This is a genomic window from Halothiobacillus sp., assembly GCF_028710545.1.
Classification (GTDB): domain Bacteria; phylum Pseudomonadota; class Gammaproteobacteria; order Halothiobacillales; family Halothiobacillaceae; genus Halothiobacillus.
Map to the genome: position 1 here is coordinate 1 of NZ_JAQTTX010000056.1, position 14,796 is coordinate 14,796.

15 protein-coding genes are annotated in these 14,796 nt (G+C 56.4%); 12 read left to right on the plus strand and 3 right to left on the minus strand.

Features of this window, described 5'->3' with window-relative positions:
* Positions 1-107: 107 nt before the first annotated feature.
* The 5 genes from PHD44_RS10625 (at position 108) to PHD44_RS10645 (ending at position 6,054) form a co-directional block, all read left to right on the plus strand.
* Positions 108-1,052: an acyl-CoA synthetase gene (locus PHD44_RS10625; protein WP_300191407.1), complete on the plus strand. Its 945-nt coding sequence runs from the start codon at positions 108-110 to the stop codon at positions 1,050-1,052.
* A complete protein-coding gene (locus PHD44_RS10630; RefSeq protein WP_300191410.1) occupies positions 1,052-1,663 on the plus strand; it encodes a LolA-related protein in 612 nt (203 codons plus the stop codon). Before PHD44_RS10625 ends, PHD44_RS10630 begins: the two co-directional genes overlap by 1 nt.
* Positions 1,660-4,116, plus strand: a complete 2,457-nt coding sequence (locus PHD44_RS10635) for an MMPL family transporter (RefSeq protein WP_300191413.1) — start codon at positions 1,660-1,662, stop codon at positions 4,114-4,116. Before PHD44_RS10630 ends, PHD44_RS10635 begins: the two co-directional genes overlap by 4 nt.
* The gene (locus tag PHD44_RS10640) at positions 4,113-4,565 is read left to right on the plus strand and encodes a 3-hydroxylacyl-ACP dehydratase (protein WP_300191416.1); all 453 of its coding nucleotides are present in this window, start codon (positions 4,113-4,115) and stop codon (positions 4,563-4,565) included. Before PHD44_RS10635 ends, PHD44_RS10640 begins: the two co-directional genes overlap by 4 nt.
* Before the next feature lie 172 nt (positions 4,566-4,737).
* Positions 4,738-6,054 (plus strand): tetratricopeptide repeat protein, encoded by a 1,317-nt coding sequence (locus PHD44_RS10645; RefSeq protein WP_300191418.1) that lies wholly within the window; start codon positions 4,738-4,740, stop codon positions 6,052-6,054.
* A gap of 189 nt (positions 6,055-6,243) precedes the next feature.
* Here PHD44_RS10645 and PHD44_RS10650 read toward each other — a convergent pair whose 3' ends face one another.
* A complete protein-coding gene (locus PHD44_RS10650) occupies positions 6,244-6,450 on the minus strand; it encodes a hypothetical protein (RefSeq protein ID WP_300191421.1) in 207 nt (68 codons plus the stop codon).
* 298 nt (positions 6,451-6,748) lie between these two features.
* On the opposite strand from PHD44_RS10650, the gene PHD44_RS10655 reads away from it, so the two are divergent.
* From PHD44_RS10655 to PHD44_RS10675, 5 genes are all read left to right on the plus strand, one after another.
* Positions 6,749-7,528 carry a phosphatase PAP2 family protein gene (locus PHD44_RS10655; protein ID WP_300191424.1) on the plus strand — a complete coding sequence of 260 codons (780 nt, stop codon included), beginning with the start codon at positions 6,749-6,751 and terminating at the stop codon, positions 7,526-7,528.
* Between the two features lie 70 nt (positions 7,529-7,598).
* A complete protein-coding gene (locus tag PHD44_RS10660) occupies positions 7,599-8,792 on the plus strand; it encodes a beta-ketoacyl-[acyl-carrier-protein] synthase family protein (RefSeq protein ID WP_300191441.1) in 1,194 nt (397 codons plus the stop codon).
* Positions 8,789-9,673, plus strand: coding sequence for a beta-ketoacyl synthase chain length factor (locus tag PHD44_RS10665; RefSeq protein ID WP_300191426.1), 885 nt, complete (start codon positions 8,789-8,791; stop codon positions 9,671-9,673). The genes PHD44_RS10660 and PHD44_RS10665 overlap by 4 nt, the downstream gene beginning before the upstream one ends.
* Complete coding sequence (gene fabG, locus PHD44_RS10670) at positions 9,667-10,392, plus strand: 3-oxoacyl-ACP reductase FabG (RefSeq protein ID WP_300191444.1); 726 nt, start codon at positions 9,667-9,669, stop codon at positions 10,390-10,392. The genes PHD44_RS10665 and fabG overlap by 7 nt, the downstream gene beginning before the upstream one ends.
* A complete protein-coding gene (locus PHD44_RS10675; RefSeq protein WP_300191429.1) occupies positions 10,389-11,099 on the plus strand; it encodes a polysaccharide deacetylase family protein in 711 nt (236 codons plus the stop codon). The genes fabG and PHD44_RS10675 overlap by 4 nt, the downstream gene beginning before the upstream one ends.
* A gap of 243 nt (positions 11,100-11,342) precedes the next feature.
* Here the strand turns inward: PHD44_RS10675 and PHD44_RS10680 are convergent, their stop codons facing one another.
* Both PHD44_RS10680 and PHD44_RS10685 read right to left on the minus strand, forming a co-directional pair.
* On the minus strand, positions 11,343-12,647 hold the full coding sequence (locus PHD44_RS10680; protein WP_300191431.1) for a porin: 1,305 nt from the start codon (positions 12,645-12,647) through the stop codon (positions 11,343-11,345).
* A 70-nt stretch (positions 12,648-12,717) separates the two neighbouring features.
* Positions 12,718-13,197: a DsrE family protein gene (locus tag PHD44_RS10685; protein WP_300191433.1), complete on the minus strand. Its 480-nt coding sequence runs from the start codon at positions 13,195-13,197 to the stop codon at positions 12,718-12,720.
* A gap of 203 nt (positions 13,198-13,400) precedes the next feature.
* Here PHD44_RS10685 and PHD44_RS10690 point away from each other — a divergent pair, with 203 nt between their 5' ends.
* Both PHD44_RS10690 and PHD44_RS10695 read left to right on the plus strand, forming a co-directional pair.
* A complete protein-coding gene (locus PHD44_RS10690; RefSeq protein WP_300191435.1) occupies positions 13,401-13,991 on the plus strand; it encodes an RNA polymerase sigma factor in 591 nt (196 codons plus the stop codon).
* A complete protein-coding gene (locus PHD44_RS10695; protein WP_300191438.1) occupies positions 13,988-14,752 on the plus strand; it encodes a hypothetical protein in 765 nt (254 codons plus the stop codon). Before PHD44_RS10690 ends, PHD44_RS10695 begins: the two co-directional genes overlap by 4 nt.
* The last annotated feature ends 44 nt before the right edge of the window (positions 14,753-14,796 follow it).

Below are 14,796 nucleotides of genomic sequence, written 5' to 3' on the forward strand. Positions count from 1 at the left end.
CGATTTACGTTGAAAGTCCACACTGGGGAAACAAACCCGGTCGCCGTCTCGGGCGTGTTGAGTCGCCAAAAGAATGATGAGGCGAGTGATGCCAAGGCGAAACGCGCATGAACGCATCCGCCAAGGTCGAATGGCAACAGCACCCTGAACGGGGCAGCCAGTTCATGTTGCGCGTGATGCTGTGGCTCTCGCGACATCTGGGGCGCCGCGTGAGTCGCTTGGTGCTTTATCCGATCGCGCTGTATTTTTTGTTGTTCGTGCCCGCGGCCAGGTGCGCGTCGCGTCAGTATCTGGCGCGCGTGTTCGGTCGGCCAGCACGGTTGATCGAAGTGTTCCGGCACATCCACGCATTTGCCAGTACCGTGCACGATCGCGTGTATCTTCTGGATGGCCGTGATGATCTGTTTGAGATCGAATTCGTCAATCGGCATTGGTTCGATTCGCCCGAAGGCGCGATTCTGATCGGCGCACACATGGGGAGCTTCGAAGCGTTACGGTCGGCAGGGAAAAACCACGCCCATCGCCGCGTGAGCATGTTGATGTATCCACAAAATGCCCGAAAGATCAATGCCCTGCTTGCCTTGGTCAACCCGGATGCCGCCAACGACATCATTCCCCTCGGGCAGGTGGACTCCATGCTCACTGCGCAGGAACGGCTGGAAGAAGGCCATCTCGTCGGCATGTTGGCCGATCGAAGCCTGCCGCAGGACACCTTGCGCCCATGTGTTTTTCTGGGTGAACCCGCCGCGTTCGCATTGGGTCCGTTCCGTGTCGCGGCCCTGTTGAAAAAGCCGGTCTATTTCATGGCCGGTCTGTATCTGGGCAAAAATCGCTACCGCGTGCATTTCGATCGACTGGCCGATTTTTCCGACACCCCGCGTGCAGGGCGGGATGAGGCCATCCTGGCGGCTCAGGATCGATATGTCGAAATACTCGAATCGCTCTGCCGGCAAGCCCCATACAATTGGTTCAACTTTTACGATTTCTGGTCGGATGATTCCTCGTCTGATCACGCCCGAACAAATACGCCCGACAAAGAGCCTGCCGACTGATGCGCCAAACCCTTATTCTCTTGTTTCTCCTGTTTCAGAGCCTCGCCTTGGGCGCGACCCTGGGCACGACCCAGGCCACCGCCGCCCCATCACCGGACTGGACGCCCGCAGCGGTGCTGCGCACGCTGGCGGAACATCGTCAGGGCGAAGCGCGTTTTACTGAACAAAAATTCATCGGTGTGCTCGATACCCCGCTGCTTTCGGAGGGCACGCTCACGTTCCGCCCGCGCGACTATCTGGAAAAGCACACCACATCCCCGCGTGATGAACGCATGACCATCGAAGGCGATAAGCTCACCTACACGCGTCAAGGGCAGACCTACACGCTGAATCTGGCCGAGCACCCGGAGGCCACGGCCTACGCCAACAGCATCCGTGGTTTGCTCAATGGCAATGCCGCGCTGCTACGAAAAAGTTATGTATTGAAACTCAGTGGCGACCGCGCGCATTGGGTATTGCTGCTCCTACCCACCGACCCGCGTATTCAGAGCCTGATCAAGAGCATCAGCGTGAACGGTTCGGGTGATCAACTGCAAACGATCGAATACGATCAGAGCAACGGCGACCGCTCGGTCATGACGCTTCTGCCTGCCCATTCAAAGAGCCCATGAAACGCCAACCCCCCGGAAAAATAAGCTGGACAGAACGGCGTGCGCCCGTTATCGGCCTGTGGCTATTGATATTGGCCCTGAGCCTCGCGGTCATCCTGCACACCCGCTTCACGGCGGATATGTCGGCATTCCTGCCCGAACATCCCACCGCCGCACAGGCGTTTTTGGTCGATCAAATCAAGGATGGCGCCATTTCGCGCATGATTCTCATCGGGATTGAAGGCGGTGATGCCACCACGCGTGCAGCCGCTTCGCAGGCATTGGGAAACGCTTTGCGGCAATCCGGTTTGTTTACCGTCGTGCGCAATGGCGATGCGTCGACCCGTGACCAGGATAAAACCCTGCTGTTCGATCACCGTTATCTGCTCAGCCCGGAGATCACACCTGAGCGCTTCACCGTAGCGGGCCTGCACGCCGCCATCGCCAATGGCATTGATTTGCTGGCTTCGCCCTTTGGCGTGTTCTCGCAAACGATCTTTACCCGCGACCCCACCGCCGAAACCTTCGCCATCGTCGGCCAGCTCGGCCAGAACACGGCTACGGATCATGCCCCACGCAGTCAGAACGGCGTTTGGGTGTCACCCGATGGCAAACGGGCGTTGATGATGCTGCAAACCCGTGCAGCCGGGGCCGACACCGATGCCATGGCGCGCGCCATAGACGCTGTCCATGCGGGTTTTTCGAGCGTCATCACGGCGCACCCGGACTGGTCATCGCTGCACCTGCTGGTTTCCGGCGCGCCCGTGTTTTCGGTGGATGCCCGTGAGTTGATCAAATCCGATGTGGAGCGTTTCAGCATCATTGGCAGTGTGGCCATCCTGTTGCTGCTTTTGCTGGCGTATCGCTCGGTTTCCATGCTGGTTCTGGGGCTGCTGCCGGTATTGACCGGTATTGCCGTGGCGATTGCGACCGTCAGCCTCGGTTTTGGCACCGTGCACGGCATCACCATCGGGTTTGGCACCACCCTGATCGGGGAGGCCATCGACTACTCGATCTATTACTTCATCCAGACGCAGAACGCATCGAACGAGGATGGACCATCTCGATTTGCTGGTCGATCGATGGGCCGATCCGAGGGAATGGAACGCTTCTGGCCGACCATCCGCTTGGGGGTGCTCACATCAATAACCGGCTTTGCCGCGCTGTTGTTTTCGGGTTTCCCCGGCCTGGCGCAAATCGGCTTGTATTCGATTGCCGGTTTGACGACTGCCGCATTGGTGACACGGTTCGTGCTGCCGCATTTAGGTACGGCCCGGCTGAATCGACATTCGCTTGCGGGTATCGGGCGGCTGATGGCACCTGTATTTCGCGCCATACAAGCCCTGCGCTGGGGATTCGTGGTGTTGGCGCTCGCGGGCTTTGTGTTGCTGGTATGGCGGCACGATGCGATCTGGCAAACCGGCCTTTCGGGTTTGAATCCCATTTCCGCACAGGAACAAGCGATGGATGAAGCACTGCGCGCCGACATGAATGCCGATGACGCGCGTTATTTCATCGTCGCCCAGGCACCCACCCGGCAAGCGGCGCTGGCTGCAGCCGAACGCATCGATGCGGCCCTCGAACCGCTCATCAAGCAGGGCGTCCTCAGCCGCTTCGATAGCCCGGCGAAATTCCTGCCCAGTGTTGCGACCCAGCGCGCGCGCCAGCAGGCACTGCCCGACCGCGCCACCCTTACAGAGCGACTGGATGCCGCCGTTCAGGGCCTGCCCATTCATGCCAGCAAGCTCAAACCGTTTGTTGATGCCGTCGAGCAGGCCCGCAAGCAAATACCTCTGACGCCAGCCGACCTTGAAGGGACTTCGTTCGGTCTTGCCGTTAACGCCTTGCTGCAAAAGCAAAACGGTCAGTGGCTGGCTCTGATTCGCCTGTATGTCCCGTCTGTCGGTAGGCTCGATGCCGACAAGCCCACTGATGGCACACTCGACACAGCGCGCATCACGGCCGCGCTCAAATCCAGCGGCGTATCCGATGCCCTGTTCGTGGATAAAGACGCCGAATCCAGCCGCCTGTTCAACAGCTACCTGAACAACACCATTACGTTGTCGCTGGCGGGCTTGCTCGGCATCGTCATTTTGTTGGGCTTCGTGTTGCGGCGTCCGGCCCGATTGATCCGTGTGCTGCTGCCGCTGCTGGTAGCCGTGGTGCTCGTGATGGCCGGATTGAATCTGGCTGGCGAAAAACTCAATATCCTCAATCTCGTCGGCCTGCTGCTGATCGTCGCCATCGGCTCCAACTACGCCCTGTTCTTCAATCAGAACAAGGCGCCGGATCACCAGACGCTCGCCTCGCTGCTACTGGCCAACCTCACCACGGTTATCGCTTTCGGCACGCTCGCCTTCTCACAACTACCGATCCTGCACGCCTTCGGCAGTACCGTCGCACCGGGTGCTTTTCTGGCTTTGGTGGTGGCCGCCGCATTCGCCAAACCCAACGCAGCGGAGAAGCCCGCATGACGAATGCACAAGCGCAGAACCGGACATTGGATCACCAAGAGATTGCCGCGCGCATCCCCCATCAGGGCAGCATGTGCCTACTGGATCGGGTAATCGACTGGGACGAGCAGAAAATCGAATGCAGCGCCATCAGTCACCAAACGGCAGACAACCCCTTGCGCCGGAATAATCGCCTGGGTGCCGCCATCGGCATCGAATACGCCGCACAAGCCATGGCGGTGCACGGCGCACTCCTCGCCGCCCGTGAAACCGCGCCGAAAAAAGGCATGATCACGCGAGTGCAACGCATAACCCTGCATGCCGAACGACTGGACGACTGTCCGGACGCGCTGCGCATCACGGCCGAGCGTCTGATGGGCGATGAACGAGTGGTGCGCTACGGATTCGAACTACGCTGCGGTGAACGGATTCTCATCGAAGGCGAAGCCAGCGTGATTCTGGATGCGTAGCTGATTAGCCGCTGGCCGGATGCTCAAGGGGTTGGTGTTATTTTCTTTTGTACGTGTTGTAGTCGGTGTTAACCTTACCCAGGCAACAGGATCAATAACTCTCACTCACTCATTGATTGATCGTAGTCAAATTTGACGGATGCTTTAATAATAATAGACCAGGGATAATTTAATGTTTAAAAAACTTATTTTTATTTTCTTATTTGGGACGGTGACCTCCGCAATGGCAACTGATTGGAATGCGGAAATTGAGCAGGCAGATCAACTATATAAGCAAGGTAACTATAGCAAAGCTCTGGAGCTTTATAGAGAAACTGCCGAAATGACTGCTTCTACATATGCACAATTTCAAACTGCGTGGATTTATCAGAATGGCCTAGGAGTTAAAAAAGACTGCTCAGAGGCAGCTCGTTGGTACACATTCGCTGCAAATGCGAACAATGCCGCGGCACAAAATAATTTATACACAATTTATTGGAATGGATGCGATCCTATTCTTCCAGATAAAGAACAAGCAATTGATTACCTGAAAAAGGCAGCAAACTCCGGCTTGGCTAGGGCACAATCGAATATTTCCCTTTTATACATTGAGGGGAAATATATCAAATCCAATCCCTATTTAGCATATGACTACGCGCATAAAAGCGCGCAACAAGGGGATATAAAAGGGATATTAACACTCTCCAGATGCTATTCAGAGGGTATAGGGGTGCCAAGAGATGATAGGAAAGCAGCTAATCTACTTGAGCACGCTGCAACGATGCAAGTTGATGACTATGACAAGAATAGCAAGCAGTATGCTCAGTACTTGCTGGGGAAGATGTACTTGGGTGGAACCGGGGTGGCAAAAAATCTTTTAAATGCATATAAATGGTTACTTCTGGCTTCTGCGGGGAATGATCGCAGTATTTCCAGTCAATCAAATGAACTAATAAAATCAATATCGGGAAGCATAGCAAATAAAGACAAATTAAAAACACAAGATGTTATTTCTAGCTACGGGCCGGAAAAGGTTGTTAGCGACAAAGATCTGGCATACGCTTTATCCAAGGCATTAAAGGATGATAAAAAAGATAACGCAATATATTTGGCAAACACACTTTCAGATAAAAAAAATTATTTTGGCCAATACGTCCTTGGGCTAATGCGATATGAAGGGTATGGTTCAGTAAAAAAAGACCTAGATGAATCCTATGTCCTGTTTAAACGTTCATGTCAATCAGGTTTTTTCTCAGCCTGCTTATACAAGGCACAGATTTTGTGCGAAACAAGCAGGAAGGATGACGCCAAGAAAGTTCTATATAACTTGGATTGGAATGCAGCTAATGATGACGATGATCGTGTTTTTTTGGCTGCAATCTTATTCGATATAGGTGAATTTTCCGACTCAGAAAAAGTAATTAGAAAAGTTTTAGTAAATGATCCAACCAATGTATCAGCCAAGAACCTCCTTCGTAAACTGTCAACACAAAAAACAAATACCAGATGACAAGTGAGGCTGGGTCAATGCGTGGTATTTTTCAAGAAAGTTGTCCTTTTTATGATCATGCGGTTCTAGTGCTCGTCTCACCTGGGACCTCTTGATTTAGGGCGACCGTATTGATGAGCGTCCAGTTGCGAGTCTGCCCTGGCCAGCGTGATTCTGGACGCCTAGGCGACCAACCTGCTCACCGGTCGCTCAAGGTGCTGGCGATGTTTCTTTCGTATACGTGTTGTAGTCGGTGTTCGCATTATCCAAACAGCGTTCCCGCTCGGCCTGATTCGGCACTTTGAGGCACTCGTTCCTCTGGTAGGATTGTCCTGCCGAGTACCATGCCGCCGACGAGCATCCGCTGACCAGCGTAACCAGGCTGAGCACGACTAAAACCACGATTCGTCGATGCATCGAGCACCTCCCAAAGATGTGCAGAATTAACAGCGACCTGCTCGTGTCGTCTTTTTGCATCTTCACTCATTCCACTTGTCTGCGATAGAGGGGAATCCTGTTTTTTGCCCCAAAAATAAACGGTGTTCTACAGGAGGTTGACATAAATCTTGCACCGATTTTGCGATAGGCTCATGCGCCTTGAGTTGTGCGTGATGGGATGGGTAGAACACGGGCACGGCCACATAAATTAAGGGCACCTCGAAAGTTTTTTCGAGGTACCCTCTACCGGGACGACAACAAAAAAAGAGACACCCTTTTGCCGAATTCAAACCCCATCGAGAACATACCCAGGGAAAAGGGACACAGGGCTGACGATCTGAGCACCGCGCTTCTCGTCGGCCCAAGAAACCTGGCATCGGGCTGGATGTCGGAGATCGGCCATCGGCTCATTACGCTGATGCCGTACAAGGCCGTGGGCACGACCGCGTTCATGACGTTGTTTTTCGTCGCTTATCTGCACCTGCTCCATCATCCGGTCCACCCGGTCACGCTGATGCCGCTGACCCCGATCGATCACTGGATCCGTTTCGAACCATGGAGCCTTCCGATCTACCTCACGCTCTGGGTGTATGTTTCCCTGGCACCCGCATTGATCGGATCGAAACGGGTGTTATTCGGCTACGCTGCGGCAATCGGTGGGGTATGTGTCATCGGGCTGGTGATTTTCTGGCTGTGGCCGACAGCCGTTCCTGCACCGCAAATCGACTGGGCGCGGTTCCCCGGATTCGGCGCACTGAAAAATGTGGACGGCACCGGCAATGCCTGCCCCTCCCTGCACGTGGCCACGGCGGTGTTTTCCGGCTTCTGGTTACATCAATTACTCCGGCTGAGTCGGGCGCCATCCTGGCTGCTGATCTTCAATGCCCTGTGGTGTGTGGCGATCATCTACTCGACCATGGCCACCAAACAGCATGTCTTTCTGGACGTGGCTGCCGGCGTCGTGCTGGGCGCCGTTGGCGCGATCTTTTCATTGAAGCTGCTTTTGCGGCACGAAAAGGCAATGCCACCACGTACAATAGCCAACCCTTCCGCGTAACGACCAATGCTTTTCCATGTCTGAATCCCTTTTGCCCATCACGCCGCCATCTGGCACCAAATCGCCAGCCATGAGCCCGCTGGCCATCAGCCATTTCACCCTGAGTAACGCGCTCGGATTCGGCAAGGCCGCGACGCTTAATGCACTGATGGAACGACGCAGCGGCCTTATGCCCTGTGATTTTCTCGACGTCGCCCTCGACACCTATATCGGTCGCGTGGCCGATCTGGAAAACCTGCCCGTTGTCGATCGCCTTTCGCCTTTCGATTGCCGCAACAATCGCCTGGCACAAGCCGCATTGCGCCAGGATGGGTTCGAGCAGGCGGTGCAGGCGGCCAAGGCCCGTTATGGCGCGGATCGCGTGGCCGTGATTGTCGGTACCAGCACATCGGGCATCCTGCATACCGAACTGGCGTTTCGCGAACGCGATCCGGCCACCGGTGCGCTGCCTTCGCCGCTGCATTACCGCGAAACGCATGAGCTATCTTCCGCGCCAGAATTCGTGCGCCAATATTTTGAGCTGACCGGCCCCGTGCTCTCGATTTCGACGGCTTGCTCCTCCAGCGCCAAGGTGTTTGCCAGCGGTTGGCGGATGCTGCAATCGGGCCTTTGTGATGCCGTGATCGCCGGCGGGGTGGACAGCCTGTGCCTGACGACGCTTTACGGATTTTCCTCACTTGAACTCGTCGCCAACGAGCCCTGTCGCCCGGCGGACACTCATCGTGGCGGTATTTCGATTGGCGAGGCCGCCGGATTCGCATTGCTGGAGCGACGACCTCAGGCACCCGAAGCGGCGTTAGGCTTGCTCGGTTATGGCGAAAGCGTGGACGCGCATCACATGTCCACGCCCCATCCCGATGGGCTGGGCGCGGAACTGGCGATGCAGCGTGCGCTGGATCGTGCGGGTCTCGCCGCCTGCGACATCGACTACATCAACCTGCACGGCACGGCTTCGCGCACCAACGACAGCGCCGAGGACAAAGCCGTCAGCCGCCTGTTCGGCACCGATGTGCCGTGCAGTTCCACCAAGGGCTGGACGGGCCACACGCTGGGCGCGGCCGGCATTACCGAGGCGATCATCGGGTTGCTGTGCGTCGAAAATGGTCTGATCCCCGGCAGCCTGCACACCCGGCAGGTCGATCCTGAATTCAGCAGCCACATCGTGCTCGACAACGAAACCCGTCCGGTGCGCCGCCTGCTGAGCAATTCATTCGGCTTTGGCGGCAACAATGCCAGCCTGATCATGGGGCGACTCGACACATGAACCACCCGACCGACGTAATTACCTCACTCAAACCGGTTTATCTCGACGGCATCGGCGTATTCGGCCCCGGCATCGCCGACTGGTCGCAGGCCCGTGCCGTGCTGAACGGCAGCGCAGCGTTCGAACTCGACGCCGATTTGCCGCCATTCAACGTCGCCGATCTGCCCGGCACCGAACGCCGTCGCGCGGGGAAATCGGTAAAACTCGCCATCGATCTGGCCGCGCAGGCCGTGCACGCCGCCCGGATCGATCCGGCGCAACCCGCCGCCGTGTTCGCTTCCACCAGCGGAGACACCAACGTGCTGACGGATATCTGCGCCGCGCTCGCCACCGATGACCGACTGATTTCGCCAATGCGTTTTCACAATTCCGTGCATAACGCCGCTTCCGGCTACTGGACCATCGCCCAGAGCAATCGCCAACCCACCACGGCAGTGGCTCTGCATAACCTGACGGCGAGCGCCGGTCTGCTCGAAGCAGCCATGCAGGTCGTGACTGAACAGATGCCCGTGCTGCTGGTCATTTACGACATCCCCTTCCCGCCGCCGCTCGATGCCGCCGAACCGATCACAACCGTATTCGGCATGAGTTTTCTGCTTCGGCCAGAGCGAACCGAACACAGCGTTGCCCAGCTCGCGCTCTCACTCACGGCAGCCAACGCGTCACCCGTTGATACGCTGACCAATCCGGCGCTGGAAGCCCTGCGCACCGGTGTCGCCGCCGCGCGTACCTTGCCCCTGCTGGCTGCGCTGGCAAGAGACCGGAACGGAGCAGAAAACGCAACGCACACCGTCACGCTCGATTACGTCGCGCCACGTGTGCTGACGCTGGATGTCACTGCCCTCACGGGCGCCGCCGACAACATGAGGAATGCATCATGAAACGCGCGCTCGTTACCGGCGGCAGCGGTGCCATCGGCGCGGCCATTTGTGAACGCCTTGCCGCAGACGGGCTTGAGGTTCTGGTGCATGCCAACAGCGGCATCGCCCGGGCCGAAGCCGTCGTGGCGCGCATTCAGGCAGCGGGGGGAACGGCACGCGCCGTCTGTTTCGATCTTGCCGACTTTGCCGCGACCGATCAAGCCATCGCCGAACTGATGGACGACGATCACCCGATCCAGGTGCTCGTGAACAACGCGGGCATCCACGACGATGCACCGCTCGCGGGCATGTCCGCCGAGCGTTGGCATCGCGTCGTCGATATTTCGCTCAATGGGTTTTACCACGTCACCCACCCCCTGTTGCTGCCGATGATCCGCACCCGTTGGGGCCGCATCATCAACATCAGCTCCATTGCAGGCGTGATGGGCAACCGTGGGCAGGTAAACTATGCCGCTGCCAAGGCCGGGTTGATCGGCGCCACCAAGGCACTGGCACAGGAATGTGCCACGCGGGGCGTGCTCGTCAATGCGATTGCCCCCGGCATCATCGAATCGCCGATGATCGAATCGGCATTCACGCCGGAGCAGATTCGCCAACTCGTACCGATGGCGCGGGCGGGTAAACCGGAGGAAGTCGCCGATCTCGTGGCTTTTCTTGCCTCTGATCGAGCGGCGTACATTACCGGCCAGGTCATTGGCATCAACGGCGGCATGGCGTGACGCCGCACAAACCCACGCCTCGTGCGTTCATGCTGAGTTTCGATGATGGCCCGCTGCCGGGGAGAACCGATGCGGTGCTGGATGTGCTGAGCCGGTTTTGCGGCGAGGACGGCGAACCGCTGCGCGCCGGGTTTTTCATGGTCGGCGATGCGCCGGAGCGCTTTCTGGCCGGGCGACGCTATTTCGCCCCGTATGAACTGTGGTGGCGCAAAGGCAGCATGCGCCGCCACCCCGAACTGGTGGCACGCACGCTGGCCGAAGGGCATGTCATCGGCAATCACACGGTGCATCACGTCTGGGCACGCTGGCCCGCCTACCGCCAGATGGATGCGGTGCGCGAAGAAATCCAAGGCTGGGAAACACACGCCGCGGCCGCGGGCTGGAATCACGCAACCGCCCCGCGACTGTTCCGTGCCCCATACCTGCTGCACACCCCGACCATGACCGCCGCCGCAACCGAACTCGGCTACCGGATCGTCGGCGGGCAGACCGTGGGTGATGCGACGCCCGGGAACGGGCTTCGATCTGTCGAGCAGCAGATCCGCCACATCCTGAACACGCCGGACACACAACCTGCATTGCTTATTTTTCATGACATCCGTCCCGTCACATCATGCCACCTCGGCACAATCCTTGAACACTTACAGGACGAGGGACACAGCTTGCGGCATTTCCCTGCCTATGGAATCCCTGCACAAAGCGTTTAGATAGCAGGATGTCTCGAAAAACACCTTCTTTGGGGCGAACTTGCTCGAAAAATGGCTGACTCACCCCCCTTTGGAAAGGGGGGCTGGGGGGATTTACCGAATCATAACCAGTGGGTTTTTCGAAGTACCCAGACGTGATCAAAAAAAACCGCCGCGCGACTCGAAGGTCGGGCGGCGGGGGTGCAAAAAAACACCTAAAGGGTGGGACTGGACTCCCTGAAAAAATGCTAGATCGGCACGTTCTTAGAAAATAGCCGTCACCTGCAGCGCCAAACGGCCACCTACATCCTGAAGTTGATTGTTTTGAGCCACCGCATCCGCGCTGTAATGCCGCATTGCGTAATCCAGCGTGACGCGGGTTTTCGGCGTGAAATGGTATTGCACGCCCGCCGTCCAGGTGCTGAACCGGGTTTGGGTGGGCAAATCGACGTTGCGCTGATAGCGGTCGTAGCGCAAATCCAGTTCCCACTTCGTATTGGGGATGAACCAGCCGCCCTCGATATATCCCCCGTTGGCCTTGTAATCGTTGAACAGGGTTTGCGGGTTGTTTGCGCCCTGGTAGATCATCCCCTTGCCCCACATGTACTCGGCCGTCACGCGGTACGGTTTCTTGAGATAGGTCACACCCGCGCCATAGCGTTTGCGATCCTGCTCCTGTGCCGTGTTGTAGGCATTGGTTCGTTTGCCGCTCTGATACCAGGAAAACATCTTGACGCTCGGGCTCATCGGCCCCTTGTTTTTCTTGTCGAACAGATACGCCGATGACCAGTAGAGATAAACATCCTTGCTGGCATTGCCATCGGACATCCGCACGCCGCTGCCATTGCCCAGCATCACCGCGTAGGTGTGTTCCCACTTGCCCACGTCGAACGCATCGAAGACTTGCACACCGACATCGCGAAAACCCGTCGCCGGATTGGAAAAGGCGTTCATATTCGCGTCCGGGACTGACTGTGGCGGAATATTCTTGTCGCCAGCATCCGGGAATCGCTCCAGTAGCAACTGATTGGTGACGTCGGTGTAATTGATGTAGTTGAGACTACCAATACCCTGAAGTCCCTCTTCGGCGCCGGGATACTTGAACAAACCCAGCCGGATGCGCGCGCCCTTGATGTAATTCAGCGTCACGCTGGCGTCGGTCACCGTGGGCCGGTAACTGCCATAACGTCCGCCATCGGTCATCGCGTTGTCGCCGAACTCGGTCAGGATGAAGTAGTTGACCTTGTCGTCCAGAAAAAACGGCGCGCCACGCACCCCGATGCGCGCACGCATGATGTTGAATGACGATTGGGTATCCAGATTGGGGCCGATCAATTTTGGCGGCACGTACTTTCCCTTGTACGAACTGCTGAAATCCTTCTGATAGGTCGGCTGGATGAACCCCCACAGCTTGACCGGCGGTGCAATGCCGGGTTTTTCCGTGCCCTGCAACATAATCCAGTTGGCGGAAAAGGCATTTGGCGCGGCAATGAGCAGGCCGCTGCATACTCCGGCGAGTAGGATTTTCTTCGAAACAGCGAAAGGCAATATTCTTATATTATTATTCATTAATGGATTCCTTTTATTAATTTATTTTCTTGGGTTGGCTATCTTGGATTTATTTTCTTTGGATTGATGTTCAAGGACGTGAAACAAAAAACCCGGCCTTGTTCAGTTGGAACAAACGCACGATACCGGCAGGCACGATGCGCGCTTCGGGATTCAATTCCGGTTCATACCCCAGTTTTTTGGACATGGCGGCAATCGTGTTGGCGCAGGCACTAAACCGCACACCTTCGGCCGCCAGCGATTGAATCTGGTCGCTCAGGGCATTGTCCTTGAACAGCAAACGCAGCCCGGGCCCGAAGGCGACGACCTCCACATCCACCTTGTCCGCGCCATAAAACTTGATCAGGTTACTGGCGACATTGAGCACCAACTGTTGCTTGGGTCCGGCCGCATCGCTGATTTGCAAGGCCACGCGCGCCACCGCAAACGGTTTTTCCTGAATGGCCTGCGAAACCGGTTCCGCAGCGGGATTTGCCATAACTGAAGGCGCGGTGCCAATCAGCCCGAGCAAGAGCGCGGTCATAACGATTTTTTGTCGAACACGAATCATGGGTTTTCCTCTTTGGTGAAATATTTGTTTTTCTACCGCCGTTATTTGCTCGGGGCTATTGAGGAGACGCGTGTATTTTTTGGTTTATTCCATTGATGGAATTGATGCGCCAATTTGAATTTTCGAGATTATTCCTGGAATAAAACTCAATTGGATGCCGTCTTTGATATATAAAGAGTTCAATTTTTGTGGAGTAAAATGCATTGAGCCCATCATCCTTTTTATCTGGTGCATTTTTATTCGGGCGGTTGACCTTCAATCATCGCCTGGAGCAATTACGGCCCCGGCTCTACCGCCTGGCTTTTTCGTGGTGTAAGGAATCCTATCTGGCCGAAGATCTGGTTCAGGAAACCATGATTCGCGCGCTGCAAAAACAGACTCAGCTCAGGGATGAAGAGTTGATGGATCGCTGGGTCATCCGTATTCTGGCCAACCAGTGGATGGACTACATTCGCAGTCATGTCCGTGACGAGAACATCGACGACGTGGAGCAAACGCTCTCCATCGACGAGCAACAATCACCCGAGTGCGTACATTGCCGGGACGAAATGATCGAACGCGTCCGCAACGCCGTAATGCGCCTGCCGGAAATGCAGCGGATCGTGGTCACGCTGGTCGATCTGGAAGAATTCTCCTACAAGGAGGTCGCCACCACGCTCGATCTGCCGATCGGCACGATCATGAGCCGCCTGTCGCGTGGTCGTCAGACTTTGCGAAAACTCCTGATCGAAACGAAAAATGCCGCAACCGAGGAGCGCCGTAAAAGCGAGTGCCACCTGAGGAGAGTTGTATGAAACACGCTCAGCAAAACGAACACCAAGATAAATCCATTTCCGTCGAGGAAATTAATGCGTTCATCGATGATGAATTGATTCACGAAGATCGGCAGCGTGTGCGTGAACAGGTGAAAAAAAATCCCGAGCTGACTCAGCTGATCTGCGATATCGATCAGATCCAGGACTGGATCAAAGAGGCCTATGAAGTCGTGCCGGAGCCGAAGAGCCCCAAAACCGGGTGGCGAGTTCACGCTCTGCTGCCCGGCGCGCTGGCTGCAATGACGTTGCTGACCGTCGGCGCGCTGGCTGGCTGGTTTGCGGGCAAAATATCCTCTACCGATACCGCTCATGCCGCAACCATACTTCAGGCCAGCAATCAGCCGCAGAACGTTGAGTATGCGACTGCGCCGACCGCCGTGGCGCGCAACGTCATACTTCGGCTCGGTTCCGATTCACCCCAGAAATTCAGGGAAACCCTGAACAGGGTCGAGCATGTGATGAAGACGTCGGCGCATCAACCCGGTTTCCAGATGGAGGTACTCGCCAATTCGGATGGGCTCAACTTCCTGCGGGCAGATACGTCGCCCTACGCAAAACAGATCGAAGCCTTGATGAAGAAGTACCCGAACCTGCACTTCATGGTGTGCGGCACCAGCCTGAAAAACATCGAGAAAAGTGGGCAAAAAGCCAAACTGCTGCCGAATGTGCGCGTAACGTCCTCTGCCGTGGAGCAAGTTGCCCAGCGCCTTCGCGAGGGCTGGAGCTATTCCGCGATTTAAAGCGCAAACACCCCTTCCAATACGGCAGGGGAAAAGGTTGGTCG

Coding starts and splice junctions, on each gene's coding strand:
- PHD44_RS10625 (WP_300191407.1), top strand. CDS start 108: ATGAACGCATCCGCCAAGGTCGAATGGCAACAGCACCCTGAACGGGGC.
- PHD44_RS10630 (WP_300191410.1), top strand. CDS start 1,052: ATGCGCCAAACCCTTATTCTCTTGTTTCTCCTGTTTCAGAGCCTCGCC.
- PHD44_RS10635 (WP_300191413.1), top strand. CDS start 1,660: ATGAAACGCCAACCCCCCGGAAAAATAAGCTGGACAGAACGGCGTGCG.
- PHD44_RS10640 (WP_300191416.1), top strand. CDS start 4,113: ATGACGAATGCACAAGCGCAGAACCGGACATTGGATCACCAAGAGATT.
- PHD44_RS10645 (WP_300191418.1), top strand. CDS start 4,738: ATGTTTAAAAAACTTATTTTTATTTTCTTATTTGGGACGGTGACCTCC.
- PHD44_RS10650 (WP_300191421.1), bottom strand. CDS start 6,450: ATGCATCGACGAATCGTGGTTTTAGTCGTGCTCAGCCTGGTTACGCTG.
- PHD44_RS10660 (WP_300191441.1), top strand. CDS start 7,599: ATGAGCCCGCTGGCCATCAGCCATTTCACCCTGAGTAACGCGCTCGGA.
- PHD44_RS10665 (WP_300191426.1), top strand. CDS start 8,789: ATGAACCACCCGACCGACGTAATTACCTCACTCAAACCGGTTTATCTC.
- PHD44_RS10680 (WP_300191431.1), bottom strand. CDS start 12,647: ATGAATAATAATATAAGAATATTGCCTTTCGCTGTTTCGAAGAAAATC.
- PHD44_RS10685 (WP_300191433.1), bottom strand. CDS start 13,197: ATGATTCGTGTTCGACAAAAAATCGTTATGACCGCGCTCTTGCTCGGG.
- PHD44_RS10695 (WP_300191438.1), top strand. CDS start 13,988: ATGAAACACGCTCAGCAAAACGAACACCAAGATAAATCCATTTCCGTC.